The 14,655-nt window shown below is 72.2% G+C and carries 12 protein-coding genes; 3 read left to right on the forward strand and 9 right to left on the reverse strand.

Features of this window, described 5'->3' with window-relative positions:
• Nucleotides 1–39 precede the first annotated feature (39 nt).
• Together argG and ACFU7Y_RS11310 are read right to left on the reverse strand one after the other, a co-directional pair.
• Nucleotides 40–1,452: an argininosuccinate synthase gene (gene argG, locus ACFU7Y_RS11305; RefSeq protein ID WP_380767529.1), complete on the reverse strand. Its 1,413-nt coding sequence runs from the start codon at nt 1,450–1,452 to the stop codon at nt 40–42.
• Between the two features lie 212 nt (nt 1,453–1,664).
• Nucleotides 1,665–2,324, reverse strand: a complete 660-nt coding sequence (locus ACFU7Y_RS11310; RefSeq protein ID WP_380767531.1) for a rhomboid-like protein — start codon at nt 2,322–2,324, stop codon at nt 1,665–1,667.
• Between the two features lie 268 nt (nt 2,325–2,592).
• On the opposite strand from ACFU7Y_RS11310, the gene ACFU7Y_RS11315 reads away from it, so the two are divergent.
• Nucleotides 2,593–3,321 carry a rhomboid-like protein gene (locus tag ACFU7Y_RS11315; protein WP_224275733.1) on the forward strand — a complete coding sequence of 243 codons (729 nt, stop codon included), beginning with the start codon at nt 2,593–2,595 and terminating at the stop codon, nt 3,319–3,321.
• Nucleotides 3,322–3,601: 280 nt separating this feature from the next.
• Nucleotides 3,602–6,280 (forward strand): glycosyl hydrolase, encoded by a 2,679-nt coding sequence (locus ACFU7Y_RS11320; protein ID WP_224275819.1) that lies wholly within the window; start codon nt 3,602–3,604, stop codon nt 6,278–6,280.
• 167 nt (nt 6,281–6,447) lie between these two features.
• On the opposite strand, the gene ACFU7Y_RS11325 is transcribed toward ACFU7Y_RS11320, so the two are convergent.
• The 7 genes from ACFU7Y_RS11325 to ACFU7Y_RS11355 form a co-directional block, all read right to left on the reverse strand.
• A complete protein-coding gene (locus ACFU7Y_RS11325; protein ID WP_380767533.1) occupies nt 6,448–7,605 on the reverse strand; it encodes a methyltransferase in 1,158 nt (385 codons plus the stop codon).
• A 285-nt stretch (nt 7,606–7,890) separates the two neighbouring features.
• Entirely contained in the window at nt 7,891–8,790 is a 900-nt protein-coding gene (locus ACFU7Y_RS11330; protein WP_380767534.1) for an STM4011 family radical SAM protein, read from the reverse strand.
• An 11-nt stretch (nt 8,791–8,801) separates the two neighbouring features.
• On the reverse strand, nt 8,802–10,136 hold the full coding sequence (locus tag ACFU7Y_RS11335) for an STM4012 family radical SAM protein (protein WP_380767536.1): 1,335 nt from the start codon (nt 10,134–10,136) through the stop codon (nt 8,802–8,804).
• On the reverse strand, nt 10,133–10,975 hold the full coding sequence (locus ACFU7Y_RS11340; protein ID WP_380767562.1) for an STM4013/SEN3800 family hydrolase: 843 nt from the start codon (nt 10,973–10,975) through the stop codon (nt 10,133–10,135). Before ACFU7Y_RS11340 ends, ACFU7Y_RS11335 begins: the two co-directional genes overlap by 4 nt.
• A 29-nt stretch (nt 10,976–11,004) precedes the next feature.
• Complete coding sequence (locus tag ACFU7Y_RS11345) at nt 11,005–12,129, reverse strand: STM4014 family protein (RefSeq protein WP_380767538.1); 1,125 nt, start codon at nt 12,127–12,129, stop codon at nt 11,005–11,007.
• Between the two features lie 16 nt (nt 12,130–12,145).
• Nucleotides 12,146–13,081, reverse strand: a complete 936-nt coding sequence (locus ACFU7Y_RS11350; protein WP_380767540.1) for an STM4015 family protein — start codon at nt 13,079–13,081, stop codon at nt 12,146–12,148.
• Between the two features lie 52 nt (nt 13,082–13,133).
• The gene (locus tag ACFU7Y_RS11355; RefSeq protein WP_380767541.1) at nt 13,134–14,111 is read right to left on the reverse strand and encodes an STM4015 family protein; all 978 of its coding nucleotides are present in this window, start codon (nt 14,109–14,111) and stop codon (nt 13,134–13,136) included.
• A 202-nt stretch (nt 14,112–14,313) separates the two neighbouring features.
• Here ACFU7Y_RS11355 and ACFU7Y_RS11360 point away from each other — a divergent pair, with 202 nt between their 5' ends.
• A complete protein-coding gene (locus ACFU7Y_RS11360; protein WP_224275710.1) occupies nt 14,314–14,640 on the forward strand; it encodes a hypothetical protein in 327 nt (108 codons plus the stop codon).
• Nucleotides 14,641–14,655: the final 15 nt, after the last annotated feature.

The following is a 14,655-nucleotide window of genomic DNA, read 5'->3' on the forward strand; positions in this document are numbered from 1 at the left end:
CCGCTGGGGTGCGACGGCCCTGCGCGGGCGCGAGGCGCGTCAGTCGGTGCCGGACTCGATCGCCGCGTGGTCGAGCGCGGTGGAGGCGCCCTCGGCACCGGTGCCGGCGGCGATGGGAGCCGCGCCGCCGGGGGCGAGCTCGCCGATCAGGCCGCTCCACGGCGCCAGCTGGCCGTGCACGGCGTACTGCTCCAGCTTGCTGCGCGAGTCGGCGATGTCGAGGTTGCGCATGGTCAGCTGGCCGATGCGGTCGTCCGGGACGAACGCGGCGTCGACGCTGCGCTCCATCGACAGCTTCTCGGGGTGGTAGCTGAAGTTGGGGCCCTGGGTGTCGATGACCGAGTAGTCCTGGCCCCGCCGCAGCCGCAGGGTGACGCTGCCGGTGACGGGGTGGCCGATCCAGCGCTGAATGCTGTCCCGGAGCATCAGCGACTGCGGGTCGAACCAGCGGCCCTCGTAGAGCAGCCGGCCGAGCCGCCGGCCCTGGGTGTGGTACGTGGCGAGGGTGTCCTCGTTGTGGATGGCGTTGAGCAGCCGCTCGTAGGCGATGTGCAGCAGCGCCATGCCGGGGGCCTCGTAGATGCCGCGGCTCTTGGCCTCGATGATGCGGTTCTCGATCTGGTCCGACATGCCCAGACCGTGACGGCCACCGATGGTGTTGGCCTCGTGGACGAGGTCGACGGCACTGGCGAACTCCTGGCCGTTGATCCGGACCGGGCGGCCGAACTCGAACTCGACGGTGACGTCCTCGGTCTGGATCTCGACCGCCGGGTCCCAGAAGGCCACGCCCATGATCGGGCTGACGATCTCCAGGGAGGCGTCCAGGTACTCCAGCCGCTTGGCCTCGTGGGTGGCGCCCCAGATGTTGGCGTCGGTGGAGTAGGCCTTCTCGGCGGAGTCCCGGTAGGGCAGGTCGCGCTCGGCGAGCCACTCGGACATCTCCTTGCGGCCGCCGAGCTGGTCGACGAACGCCTGGTCCAGCCATGGCTTGTAGATCCGCAGGTTGGGGTTGGCGAGCAGACCGTAGCGGTAGAACCGCTCGATGTCGTTGCCCTTGTAGGTGGAGCCGTCGCCCCAGATGGAAACGCCGTCCTCCTGCATGGCGCGCACCAGCAGAGTGCCGGTCACGGCGCGGCCGAGCGGGGTGGTGTTGAAGTACGTCTGCCCGGCGGAGCGGATGTGGAAGGCGCCGCAGGCGAGGGCGGCCAGGCCCTCCTCGACCAGCGCGGCCCGGCAGTCGACCAGCCGGGCCTGCTCGGCGCCGTACGCGCGGCCCCGGGCCGGCACGTCGGCGAGGTTCGGCTCGTCGTACTGGCCGATGTCGGCCGTGTAGGCGTAGGGGAGGGCACCGTGCTCGCGCATCCACGCGACGGCGACGGAGGTGTCCAACCCACCGGAGAATGCGATGCCGATCCGTTCACCGACCGGCAGCTTGCTCAAGACCTTCGACATGGATGCACCCTTGACCCGCGCGGAGCGGGCCCCTGATCTAGCGATGTGTAACGGGATTCGGCGTAATCGATCCGATGCCCGAACTCTGGCATAGATTTGCAGAGTAATGCAAGAGCATACGAAAGTCTGGGTGGTGACGGGGGCCTGCCGGGGCGTCGCGGGCCTTCGGCGATTCGGCCAACTAGCTTGTGCGGTCGGATGGTTGGGGTAGGTCAGGAGGCCCGGGCGGGTGCCCGGGTGCGCAGCCAGGCGGTACGGGAGGCGAGGGCGCCCAGCCCGAGGGCGGCCAGATGGCCGGCGTCGGCCAGCTGCTGGTCCAGCGCCCAAGCGGTGGCCAGGGCCAGGGCGAGCGCCGACAGGCCGTAGCGGCGTAGCGGGTGCGGGCCGAGGGCGAGGAGGCAGGCGCCGGTGGCGACCAGGCCGTAGCTGATGCCCACGTCCCGGGCGTGGGAGAGCGCGCCCGGGATGCGGGCGGTCACCATCACCCACATGGCACCCTCGGTGAGCAGTGTGGCGCCCAGGTGCCCGAAGACGAAGACCGCGCCGGCCCGGGCCGGACCCCAGCGCCACTCGGCCAGGCCCAGGACGACGGCGACCGCCGCGATGCCCGCCCAAGCCGGAACCCCGTCGACCACCAGGCCGCTGGTGAACATCGTCCACCACTTGCCCACCTCCATGTGGTGGACGTTGCTGCTGTTGTGCCGGACGAACCGGGCTCGCTCGGCATGGCCCTGGCTCGCCAGCCAGGAGGCCGTCACGGTCAGCAGCAGGACGTACGCCGTGGTGAGCCGCAGTCGGGCGGCGGCTCTCAACACAGGGTGCCGGGAAGCAGCGGGGTCGGTCGGTGTCCTCGTTGCGAGGCGATCGCTCATCGTGCCTGGTGCCCTTGCTCGGCGGTTCCCGGGACCGGCTCGCCCGGTACGTGGCCGGGAGGCTGCGGCCGGACGGTCAGAGCGCCAGCGTACGCGAACGGCCGGAAAGCCGTTGGGTCCGGAGCTGGGTGTGTGGGAAGGAGACGATCTCTCGTGGGGCTCCGCCGTGGCGGGTGGCGGGTGGCGGGTGGCGGGTGGCGGGTGGCGGGTGGCGGCGGGGCCGGGCGAGGGTGAGGGTGAGGGGGGGAGGAATGTCGAGGAGGCGTCGATGGCCGGCAGCACCGCCCGGGGGCCCGAGGCGAACCGGCGGCCCGAGGCGCACCGGCCGCCCTGGTGGGCGCGTGCCGCCCACGCGGTGTGGGCCTACGTCCGGCGCGCGCCGGGCACCTACATCTGGCTGGCGATCCTGCTCGTCACCACACAGGTGATCCGGCACGTCGATCCGGCGACCGCCGATCACATCCTGCAACGGCGTTCGACCAACCTCCACCACCTCCAGGTCTCGCCGGTCAGCGTCCTGGTGACCAGCGCCCTGTGGATCTCGGGCGGCGGCTGGCTGTCCTACTTCCTGCTGTACAACCTCTTCCACGTGCCCGCCGAACGATGGCTCGGCACGCTGCGCTGGATCTCGGTGGCGGCGCTCGCGCACGTCGGCGCCACCTACCTCAGCGAGGGCGTGCTCGGCTGGGCGATCCACCACGGGCTGGCCCCGCCGAGGGCCGTCTACACCCTGGACTACGGCGTCAGCTACGCGCTGGCCGGAGTGGTCGCGGTGCTCACCTACCTGATCGTGCGGCCCTGGCGGTACCTGTACGCGGCAGGAGTGCTGGTGGTCTACGGGCTGGGCGTGCAGCAGAGCCGGGACTACACCAGCATCGGCCACTTCACAGCGGCACTGATCGGGTTCGCCTGCTATCCGCTGACCCGGGACCGCCCGGGATCCTTCGACCCGGTCGCCTCGGCGCGCATGCTCTGGCGCAGGGTGCGTGGGCGGTGACCGGCGAATCGTGACGGTGACTGGCGGCGCGTGGCGGTGTGCGGCGCCGAACTCCCGAGCGGCCGGAGTCGGTCGTCCACGTGGTGGTGATCCGGCATTCGGTGAATGCCAACTGTTCGAAACCGTAGGACTATTACCGTTTTTTTACCGTAGGGCCCTTCCCCCTGCCCGGGCGGGCCCAGCAGGCTGACCCCCTGTTTCCGCCGAGTGCGCGCGACCGCGCGACCGGCTCCAGGGGAGGATCGCCACCGTGCCCACCAGGCAACGACGACGGCTGCTCATGAGCGCCGTCACGCTCACCGTGATCGGACTGACCAGCACTCAGGCGCTTGCCGCGCCGTCGGTGCCGCCGCAACCGCAGCCATGGCAGGTCCGGCATCAGGCGGACATCGGGAAGGGGCACGCCAAGAAGGTCCGCAGCGCCGCCGGCGCGATCGCAGCCCCGAGCCTCAGCCCGAAGGTCGAGACGGAGGCCGGGGAGGGCGGGGACGAGGCGGAGAACTCCGCCGAGGGCACTGCGCAGTACACCGAGGCCCGTACCGCCCCCGGCGTGGTCGCGCCGGGCGCCTACAGCGCGGCCTGGGCGCAGTTGCAGTCCATGCCGCGCACCGGCGGCACCTGGGACCACGTCACCGACAAGCCCTACAACTCGGACGACCCGCGCTACCGGGACGTCAACTCCAACTCCAGCGGCGGATCCGGCCTGGTGACGGGCCGGATCACCGGCCTGGCGGCCGACGCCGACGGCTACGTGTACGCGGGCGGTGCCAACGGCGGGGTGTTCCGCTCCCGCACCGGCGGTGGGCACTGGGAGCCGATCGCCGACAAACTGCCCACGCTGTCCACCGGGACCCTGAACCTCGACGAGGGCGGCCGGCTCTGGTACGCCACCGGTGAGTCCAACACCGGCGCGACCTCGTACGTCGGCACCGGCGTGTACGTGCTCGCGGACCCGAAGCGCGGCGAGTTCCAGCCCGGCAACCGGGTCGGCGGGGCCGAGCTGGAGTCGACCATCATCCACTCGCTGCGCTTCGGCGGCGGCAAGGTGTGGGCGGCCACCAGCCGCGGCGTGTGGAGCCACTCCACGACGGACCTGTCCGGCCCGTGGACACTGGAGTTCGCGCCCAACCCGGAGTACCTGCCAGGCGGTGCGAAGGCCGGTGACCCGGCCGCGCCGTACAAGAACATCGCCAACGACATAGCGATCGACCCCAAGGACCCGGGCAAGGTCGTCCTGGCGGTCGGCTGGCGCAGTGGCGACAGCTACAACGGCTTCTACAGCAAGGCGGCGGACGGCACCTGGCAGCGCGTCGGCGCACTCGGCGACCTGCCGACGGACGCGGCGAACGTCGGCAACGTGACCTTCGCACGCTCGGCGGACGGCTCGCGCTACTACGCGATCGACCAGTCCCCGGAGGTCATGGCCAACGACCCGGACACCGGCCTCAAGGGCATCTACGTCTCCAAGTCCGGCTCCCCGTTCGGCCCGTGGACCCAGATCGCGGACAAGGACAAGCTGAAGAACTCCGGCTCCGCCCTCCAGGACGAGGGATACCAGCCCGGCATCCAGGCCTGGTACAACCAGTTCCTCCAGGTCGACCCGGCCAACCCGGACCACGTCTACGCGGGTCTCGAAGAGGTCTTCGAGACCACCGACGGCGGCTCCAAGTGGGCCACCGTCGGGCCGTACTGGAACAACGGCTTCCCGTGCTGGAGCATCGACCCGGCCAAGCAGACCGGAGACTGCTCGCCCACCACCCACTCCGACCAGCATGCCGTCGCCTTCGGCAGCTACCAGGGCAAGGTCAACGTCTACGTCGGCAACGACGGCGGCATCTACCGTCGTCCCGGCAACGGCCAGCTGGACGCGTACGGGCACGCCAAGGACTGGACGCCGCTCAACGACGGCACCATCGACACCCTCCAGTACTACTCGGTCGGCGTCGGCAAGGACCCGGCGGACCGCTCCGGGCGGGGCGTGATCGTCAGCGGCGGTCTCCAGGACAACGGCGAGTCGATCCTGCGGGCCCACGACAAGGTGATGGGCTCCAACTTCGGCGGAGACGGCGCCGACACGATCGTGGACCCGGCCAACGGTTGCAACATCGCCGAGGAATACGTCTACCTCGACATCTGGGTCACCCAGAACTGTGCGACCAACGACGGAAGTTGGACGAAGGACCCGAGCAAGGCAACCTCCTTCGAGGTCGCCCCGCCGGACAAGGACACCAGTGCCGCCCGCTTCATCGCGCCGATCACCGCCGACCCGAAGGACGGCAACACCTGGATCGCCGGCGGCCAGCACGTCTGGGTGCAGCACAAGGGCTACGCGATCCGCAGCGGCAGCGAGTGGACCAGCGCCTACGACCTGGGCGCCGGCCACGTCGCCACGGCGGTGGCGACCGTCGACGGCACGGTGTACGCGGGCTGGTGCGGTCCGTGCAACAACGTCGGCTTCAGCCGCGGGATCGCGGTCGGCAAGACCGACGGCACCGGCTGGCACCAGCTCAACCTGCCGGTCGACGGTACCCTGCCGAACCGCTACATCTCCTCCTTCGCGGTCGACGAGAACAACGCCCAGCACGTCTTCGTCGCCTTCAACGGCTTCTCGCGGACCTGGACCGAGGGCCCGGGCGCGGGCGTCGGCCACCTCTTCGAGACCCATGACGGGGGTGCCACCTGGAGCGACGTCTCGGCCAATCTGCCGGACGTCCCCGCCACCTCGGTGAAGATCCTGCCGAACGGCGGCCTGGCCCTCGGCACCGACCTCGCCGCCTTCTACCGTGCGCCGGGCACCACCGACTGGCGGGTCCTCGGCCGCAACCTGCCCACCACCGCGGTGCAGCAGCTGAAGACCGGCCCGGACGGCAAGCTCTACGCCGCCACCTTCGGGCGCGGCATCTGGTCCTTCGACCTGCGCCGCCTCGGCCGCGGCCGCTACGACGAGACGGACGGCTGACCGACCGGTCCGCCTGTTGCGGGTTCGCCGCCTGGCACCTGCCGCCGCTGCCCGGTCCGCTCCGTACGAGCGGGCCGAGCAGCGGCGTCGCGTCCGAATGGTGTGACGCAGTGAGTGAGACGGGCGTACTCCTATGAGACGGGCGTACTCCTAGAGGTCGCCGGGGTTCATGCGGGAGCCAGCCTCCAGAGTGAGGTGACCTCGGCGGCGCGGGCGGCACGGAGCAGGGGGTCGGCCCGGTCGGGGGCGGTGGCCCGAGGGTGACGGGGGACGGTGTCGAGGCGCCCGGTGACCCGCAGCCCGGCTCCGGAAACGGCGTCGAGCAGGTCGGCGCGGGACCGCAGGCCGAGGTGTTCGACGAGGTCGGAGAGGACGAGCCAGCCCTCGCCGCTGGGCAGCAGGCGGTCGGCCAGGCCGTCGAGGAAGCCGTGGAGCATGTGGCTGTCCCGGTCGTAGACGCCCTCGTCGAGGGCGGAGCTCGGCCGGCCTGGCAGCCACGGGGGATTGCACACGACCATGGCGGCTCGGCCGCGGCCGGGAGGGTAGAGGCCTGCGCCGGCGGTCTCGATGCGGTCGGCGAGACCGAGACGGTGGGCGTTGTCGCGGGCGCAGGCGAGGGCACGCGGATTGGTGTCGGTGACCAGGACCTTGCGCAGGCCGCGCCGGGCGAGGAGCGCGGCGAGCACTCCTGTGCCGGTGCCGAGGTCATAGGCAGTGGAGTGGGCTCGGGCGGCAGGTGGCAGCGGCGCCCGGGCGACGAGGTCGACGTACTCGCCGCGGACGGGGGAGAAGACCCCGTAGTGGGGGTGGATGCGGGCGCCGAGGGCCGGAACCTCGACGCCCCTGGTGCGCCACTGGTGGGCGCCGATCACACCGAGGAGCTCGCGAAGGGACACGATTCTGTTGTCAAGGGGCGGTCCGTAGGCCGCCAGGCAGGCCTCGCGGACGTCGGGCGCCCGGTGGAGCCGGGCGCGATGATCCGCGCCGAGCGGTACCAGCAGCATGCCGAGGACGCGCGCGAGGCGGGCGCGCTCCCGTCGGTGCTGCCGGAAGGCCTCGGCCGGGGAGCCGGGGGCGGATCGGGGCCGGCGCCGCTCGGCGCGGCGGCGCATGGCGTGCAGGAGACGGAGTGCGCCGGGGTAGTCGCCCTGCCAGAGCAGGGCGGTGCCCTCGCAGGCCAACCGGTAGGCGGCCTCGGCGCGCAAGCTGTTGTCGGCCGCGATCAGGCGGCATGGCGGGGGTGTGCCGTTCTCGCTGTGCCAGGGGGCGGGCAGGGCGGAGGTGGTGGGCAGGGTGACGATGCTGGGCCGGTGGGTGTCGGACACCGGGCCTCCTCGTGGTCGAACGTGCAAGGGGGCACGAAGAGCACTTCGACGAGGAGGTGAGCAGCAGGCGCGTCGGACGGTGGCCCGCCGGTGCGGCGGGCGCGGGCGTCAGACCGGGTGCGGCTCACGCGTCGAAGCGCGAGCCGGGGTGTCACCGAGTACGAGGCCCGGTACGACGGCGAGCCGTATGCCACTGATCATCTGCGGGCCTCCCTTCCGAACCAGCTGGTCCTGCATGGTTGTTCGTACGCTTTCACACAGATTGGCTGGCTGGCAACCGATTTATCACCGGCCCCCCGGCCAGCCGTGCGGAACGCGCTCCAGTACCCCCGCGCCGAACAGTTCGTACAGCGGCAGGGTCTCCAGGTGGACGTAACCGATGTGGCAGTCGCAGACCGGCAACGGACAGGCACGCGGCCGCAGTCGGGCGCGATAGCTGCCGTCGTAGAGGTTCCCGAGGACGTCCCGCACGAAGTGACAGCGGCGCACGGTGCCGTCGCCGTCCACCGACAGCACGGACTCCCCGGTGCGGCACGGGAGCCCGGCGCTGGGGTGGGCGTGCCGGCTGTAGTCGAAGTACGGGTCGAGGGCGGTCCACTGCGCGGCCTCGGCGTCGGTGTAGCCGAGGCCCTCGGCGGCGTTGACCCACAGGTAGACGTCCTCGACGAGTTCGGCGCGCAACTGGCGGGCCTCGGCGAGGTGCTCGGGCCGGCCGACCACGCCGACGCTGTAACGCACACCGAGTGCGTCCAGCTCGCGGCACTTGGCGAGGAAGCGGTCGCGGGTGACCTGGCCGGGGTGGAAGGTGACCCAGAGGGCGAGGGCGTCGAGGTCCGCCTCGGCGAGCCAGCCCGTGCGGCAGCTGAGGTTGGTCTGGATCGCGACGCGGCGGACATGCGGCAGACGGCTCAGCTCGACCAGAGCGCGGCGGTACCAGGACCGCACCAGCCCCTCGCCCCAAGGGGTGAACAGCAGCGACAGGGTGTCGCCGGTGCCCGCGCGCCCGGCGGCCCAGCCGGTGAAGCGCTCCAACGCGGCCCGGTCGGTCCTTAGTTGTTCGATGCTGTCACGCCGCTTGGCGAACGGGCAGTACGGGCAGTCGTAGTCGCAGGAGGCGAGCGGACCGCGGTAGAGCAGGGTGAGGTCCCGCGCGCCGTCCTCCGGAAGTGGTGAGGCGGAAGGCATGCCGAGGAAGGTCATTTCGCCTCGTACGCCGTCATCAGGGCCCGGACCTCGGGAGAGAACAGCATCGGCCCGACGGTGTCCGAGTGCGCCAGCCCCTCCGGGCTGAGCCGCAGGAACTCCGCGTCGCCCTCGGCGAGCCAGCCGCGCTCGGCGAACTCGGCCAGCTCCACCGGGAAGTCCTCGGCCGGTGAACTGCAGAACCGGGCACGGTAGTCCGCCAGGGGCATGCCCTCGGCCTGGAGCAGCGACTGCACCAGGTGGCGCCGGCGCGGCTCCGCGCCGCCCATCCAGTGGCCCACCTCGGCGCGGTGGAAGTCTTCCGTGGCGACGTAGTCGTCGATGATGCCGCGCACCTCGGTGGCGTTCACCGCGTAGTCGAAGGAGTAGTGCAGCCGTGAGGTGTACGAGCGGGCGCCGCAGCCCAGGCCGACCATGCCGTCGGTCTGGCAGGCGTACTCGCTCGCCCCGGCCTGCGGGGACGCGGCGCGGCGGAACATCCGCATCGACACCTGCCGGTAGCCGTGGGCGAGGAGGTGGTCGCGGCCGGCCCGGTAGAGCGCGAGCCGGCGCGCGTCCCAGGCGGACCGGCTCTCCTGCTCGCCGCGCCGGGCCAGGCCGGTCAGCGGGCGGACGTACAACGGGTAGAGGTACAGCTCCTCGGGCTGCCAGGCGAGGGCGGTGTCCAACGAGCGGAGCCAGCTCGCCTCGGTCTGGCCGTCGATGCCGTAGATGAGGTCGATGTTGAGCACCGGGAACCCGGCCGCGCGGATCCGGCCGAGGGCCGCCTCCACCTCGGCCCGCTTCTGCGGGCGGACGGCGGAGCGCGCCTCGGCGTCGTCGAAGGACTGCACGCCCAGGCTCAGCCGGGTGGTGCCCCGGGTGGCCAGCACCTCCAGCCGGTCGGCGCTCGCGGTGGCGGGGGAGGCCTCCACCGAGAGCGGTATCGCCCGCAGGTCGGCGCCCATCCGCCGCTCGGCGATGTCGCACAGCCGCTCCAGCTCAGCGGCCGTCAGATAGGTCGGGGTGCCGCCGCCGAACGCGGCCAGCGCGAACCGCGCCCCCTCGGCCAGCGCCGCGCGCACCGCCGTGGCCTGGCGCTCCAGGGCGTCCAGATAGGCCGTGGTCAGGCCCTCGGGGCTGCCGATCCGGGTGAACAGGTTGCAGAAGCCGCAGCGGACCTCGCAGAACGGGATGTGCAGGTAGAGCGAGAGCGCGTGCTGCGCCTCGCCGGCCCACAGCTCGCGCAGCGGCGGGCGCTCGGGCAGTGGACGGTAGGCCGTCTTGTGCGGGTACGCGTAGACGTACGACTGGTACGGCGAGTCCGGCTGCGGGGGTGCGGTGGTCACGCGCGCTCCTCGGAGGTCGCGGTGGCGTCCGCTGATCGGACGGGAAGCGTGAAGTGCGCGTACGGGACGGTCCAGACCACCTCGTGGCCGATCCGGTGCCCGGTGTAGCCGTCCTCGCCGTAGGCCGTGCCGTGGTCGGAGCAGACGATCGCGAAGCAGGGGCGGCGGGCGCTCATCGCCGTGAACAGCCGGCCGATGTGCACGTCCACGTACTCCAGGGCGGCTGCGTGGCTGGCCCGCGAGTCCCCGTGCTCGCGGGTGGCACCGGGCAGGTGGAACCAGTTCGGCTGGTGCAGTGCCGATACGTTCAGGAACAGGAACAGCGGCTGGTCGGCGGGCTGTTCGGCGGCGACCCGCTCGGCCCGTGCGACCTGCTCCTCGAAGGACGTCGGCGAAGCCACGCCCAGCCCGGGCGCCCAGTGGCTCTCCTGGAAGAGGCCGGGCAGCACGGAGCCCAGCGGGCCCTGCTTGTTGAAGAATCCGACGCCGCCGATGCACACCGTGCGGTACCCGGCCGCGGCCAGGGCCGTCGGCAGGTCGGTGGCGTCGAAGACCCAGGTGCGCGGGGCGGTGCTCTCGGAGCCGGCGAAGCGGGCCGCGAACAGGCGCGGGTGCGGGCCGTCCGGGGAGGCCGGGGTCGGCAGGAAACCGGCCAGGATCGCCTGGTGGGAGGCGTACGTGAAGCTGCCGGGTGCGTGCCGGCGCTCCCATCGGCCGTCGGGGAGGACGGCGGCGAGATTCGGGATGCGGCCGGCGGCGGCCAACTCCTCGGCGACGTCGAAGCGGAGCGTGTCGAGGGTGACGAGCAGGAGGTCATGGGTGCCCACGACGGTGTTCATGTCGGGGGCGGGGACTGCAGTCCGGTGGTTCATCGAGCGGGTTCCGTGATCTGGTGGTCCGTCGCCGCGGGCGACGACGGGAAGAGGGCGGTGAGCGCGGCCAGCTGGGCGCCGTAGGTGTCGAGGCCCTCGGCGGGGCCGCCGGGCAGGCCGGTGAGGTGGGGGAGCAGGTCGCCGAAGGCGTTCACCTCGCCGACCAGGGCGCGCCGCCAGCCGGCCGTGGGCAGGACGTCGACACCGACCATCGGCGATCCGGGGAAGCAGGCCGCCGCGCGCTCGGCCGTCTCCAGCAGGGCCGACCAGGCCGGACCGGCGGCCTCCCGGGCCTGCTCGATGCTGCCCCGGGCGCCGCCGAGGTGCAGGTTGGTCATCGGCTGGGTGCTGGTGCGCACCACGGCGTGGGTGGCCCGGCCGGCGACCACCACGATCCGCAGGTCCGCCGAGCGCCCGGACTGCGAGGCCTTCGGGATCCACTGCTCGACGTGCAGCCCGTCCGGCGCCAGGCCGTCGACGATCGCGGCGACCTCCTGCTCGCTGCGGTAGCGGCGCACCCGCAGCGAGTTGTGCAACCGGCCGTCGGCCAGCTCCACCGAGGTGGTGGCCTGCAACCGGCCACGCGGCCCGAACTCCAGGGCCATCACCCCTGAGGCGGAGGAACCGTGCGCGGGCTTGACGAAGACCCGGCGCAGGCCGGCCTCGGCGAGGCGCTCGCGCAGGTGCTCCCAGCCGGTGACCTCGCCGCCGAGCGCCCCGGGCACCGGCACCCCGGCCCTGGCCAGCAGCGCGTGCGCCCGACGCTTGTCGAACATCACGGCGATCTCCTCCGGATCGCCGAGCAGCCGGACGCCGGGCCGGGCGGCCAGCCCGCGCAGCGCGGCCATGACCCCCGCGTACCAGACGGCCGTGCCCTCGACCCTGGTCGGTGCGTAGCCGGGACCGAGCGCCGGGCCGCGCAGCAGCCGGTCGACCTCCGGCTCCTCGCCCGGCGACTCGATGCGCAACAGACCGCCCTCGGGCAGCCGGAACCGGCCGCGCAGCACGTCCAGCCAGGGCAGGACGGCGGGCTCGGGCAGCCCGGCGGCCCGGGCCGCGGCCGCGAAGAGCGTCACCCGTCGGTGCCCCGGGTTGCCGAGGACAGTCAGCTGCACAGTCATCGTCTCCGTCACCCGGCTACTCGGCGACCGAGACGTAGCGGTCGTCCTCGTCGTCCATGTCGTCCCCCTCGGCTTCGCTGAGGTCGATCTCGACCCCGGGCAGGGACTCGCACAGACGCTCCTGCATCGCGTCGCTCAGGTAGTGGTGGTGCAGGTCGAGGGCGCGCAGGTGGGTGAGTGGCTGGCCCTCCAACAGCGCGGCGGCGCCCTCGTCGGAGAGCACGCCCATGGAGAGGTCGAGCGACTCCAGCCGGGCGACCACCGGGGCATGGGCGAGGGCGGCGGCGATCTCGTCCTGGAGTTCGCTGTTGGCCAGCCCGAGGTGGCGCAACTTCGGCAGCCGGGAGCCGTCCAGGAACGGCGCCAGGTCGTCGATGTTCGCGTCACCGCCGTACTCGTCCACGCCGAGCCAGAGGTCCAGGCGCTCCAGCGCGGGCAGTTCGGAGCCGGCCACCGCGCGCACCACGGTGGCCGGCAGGCCGCCGGACTCGAAGCGCAGGCTGGTCAGCCGGTTGTGCCGCACCGGCTCCAGGGCGAGGTCCATGCCGCCGCGCACGGTCAGCGACCGCAGTTCGGGGAAGGCGTTCAGCAGCGGGGTGACGTCGTCCATCTCCATCCAGGAGATCTCGCATTCGTCGAACGTCACCTCACCGAGGAACAGCGCCTCCAGGGCGGGCAGACGCCGTGCCTCGGCTGTGATGGCCTCGACCGCGGTGCGCACGGACGTGTAGTCGTTCTGCCACCACGCGCCGATCACCACGGCGCGGACGCCGGCCGGGTCGACCTTCTCCAGGAAGGACTGCCAGAGCTGAACGAAGTCCTGCTTGGAGCCGTACTCCAGGGACAGCCGCCAGGCGACGGCGCCTGTGGCGGGACGCGGCCGGGCGTCGTCGGGCGTGAACTCATGGATCGGCAGCTCGTGGAAGCGTTCGATGTGACGGGAGACGGCCATGGCGGATCCTGGTGGGTCGAGTGGTCGGGTGGGTGTGCGCAGGAGGTGACGGCTACTCGGCCACGGCCACGTAGCGCCACTGGTCGTCGGGCTTGCCGGGCTCGGAGAGGTCGATCTCGACCCCGGTCAGGGCCTGGTGCAGGCGCTGCTGCATTTCCTCGGTGAGGTAGTGGTGGTGCAGGTCGAGGGAGCGCAGGTGGGTGAGCGGCTGGCCCTCGAGCAGGGCGGTGGCACCCTGGTCGGTCAGCACGCCCATGGAGAGGCTGAGCGATTCCAGCCGGGCGACGACGGGCGCGTGCGCCACGGCGGCCGCGATGTCGTCCTGGAACTCGCTGTTCTGGAGGCCGAGGTGGCGCAGCGCGGGGAAGCGGGTGCCGTCCAGGAACGGCGCGACGTCGGCCATCGTCGCGTCGCCGCCGTAGTTGTCCACCCCCAGCCAGAGCTCCAGCCGCTCCAGGGCCGGGAAGTCGCAGGCGGCCACCGAGCGCACGACCGATCCCGGCAGGCCGCCGGCCTCGAAGCGCAGTGCCTTGAGCGCCTCGTGCCGCAGCGGCTCCAGGGCCAGACCGCCCTTGCCGTCCCAGTCCTCCGAGGCGCCGCGCACCACGAGCTCGGCCAGCCGCGGGAAGGCTGTCAGCAGCGGCGTGATGTCGCACTGCTGGATCCAGGAGATCTCGCACTCCTCGAAGGTGATGTCGCCGACGAACAGCGCGCGCAGGGCGGGCAGCCGGCCGGCGGCGGCGGCGATCGCCTCCATCGGCTCCCGGAAGCTGTCCGGCTCCTCCGGGGCCCACTGCCCGATCACCAGGGCGGTGACCCGCTCCGTGTCGACGGCGCCGAGGAACTGCTCCCAGCGCTCGACGAACGTCGCCTCGGACTCGTAGTCGAGCTTGATCCTCCAGGCGGCCGAGGCCGCGTCCGGCAGCTGGACGGCGCCGGATCCGCCCTTCTCCTCGGCCTCCTCCAAGGCCTCCACGAAGTCGAAGACGGGGAGACCGTGGAACCGCTCGATGTGCTCGTTGACAGTCATTGCGCTGCTCCTCGGGGGTCTGGGCCGAACAACTGTCTACCAGCCGGGACTGACAATCCGGTGGCCGGGTCGCCGCCCGGGCGCGTTGTCAGACCCTTGCTCTATGTTCGGGTCCTAGCTCCGGAGAGTGACCGCGGCAGGCGCGGCGGAGCCGTGGGTTCCGGTGTCCGCCGGAGTCCGGCCGTACGGCGAGGGAGGACTGATGTACCGCCAGGGCGATGTGCTGATCGTGCCGGTCGAGGAGAGCACGGTGCCGCTGCGGGTGGCCGAGCTGGCCGTGCAGCCCCGGGACGCACGGGGCCGGATGGTGCTGGCACTCGGCGAGGTCACCGGGCACGCGCACGCCGTGGTCGGCCCCGGCGAGCTGCGCCGCGAGACCGGACCGTTCGGTGCGGGCTGGCTGCACCTGCCCGAGGGCGGCCGGGTGGTGCACGAGGAGCACGCGGCGATACCGCTGCCCAAGGGCTGGTACCGGGTGATCCGCCAGCGCGAGTACGCGCCGGGCGCGGTGCGCGTGGTCGCGGACTGACGACCGCTCCGCCCG

Origin of the sequence: Kitasatospora sp. NPDC057542, from assembly GCF_042801945.1 — a bacterium.
Taxonomy (GTDB): Bacteria; Actinomycetota; Actinomycetes; order Streptomycetales; family Streptomycetaceae; genus Kitasatospora.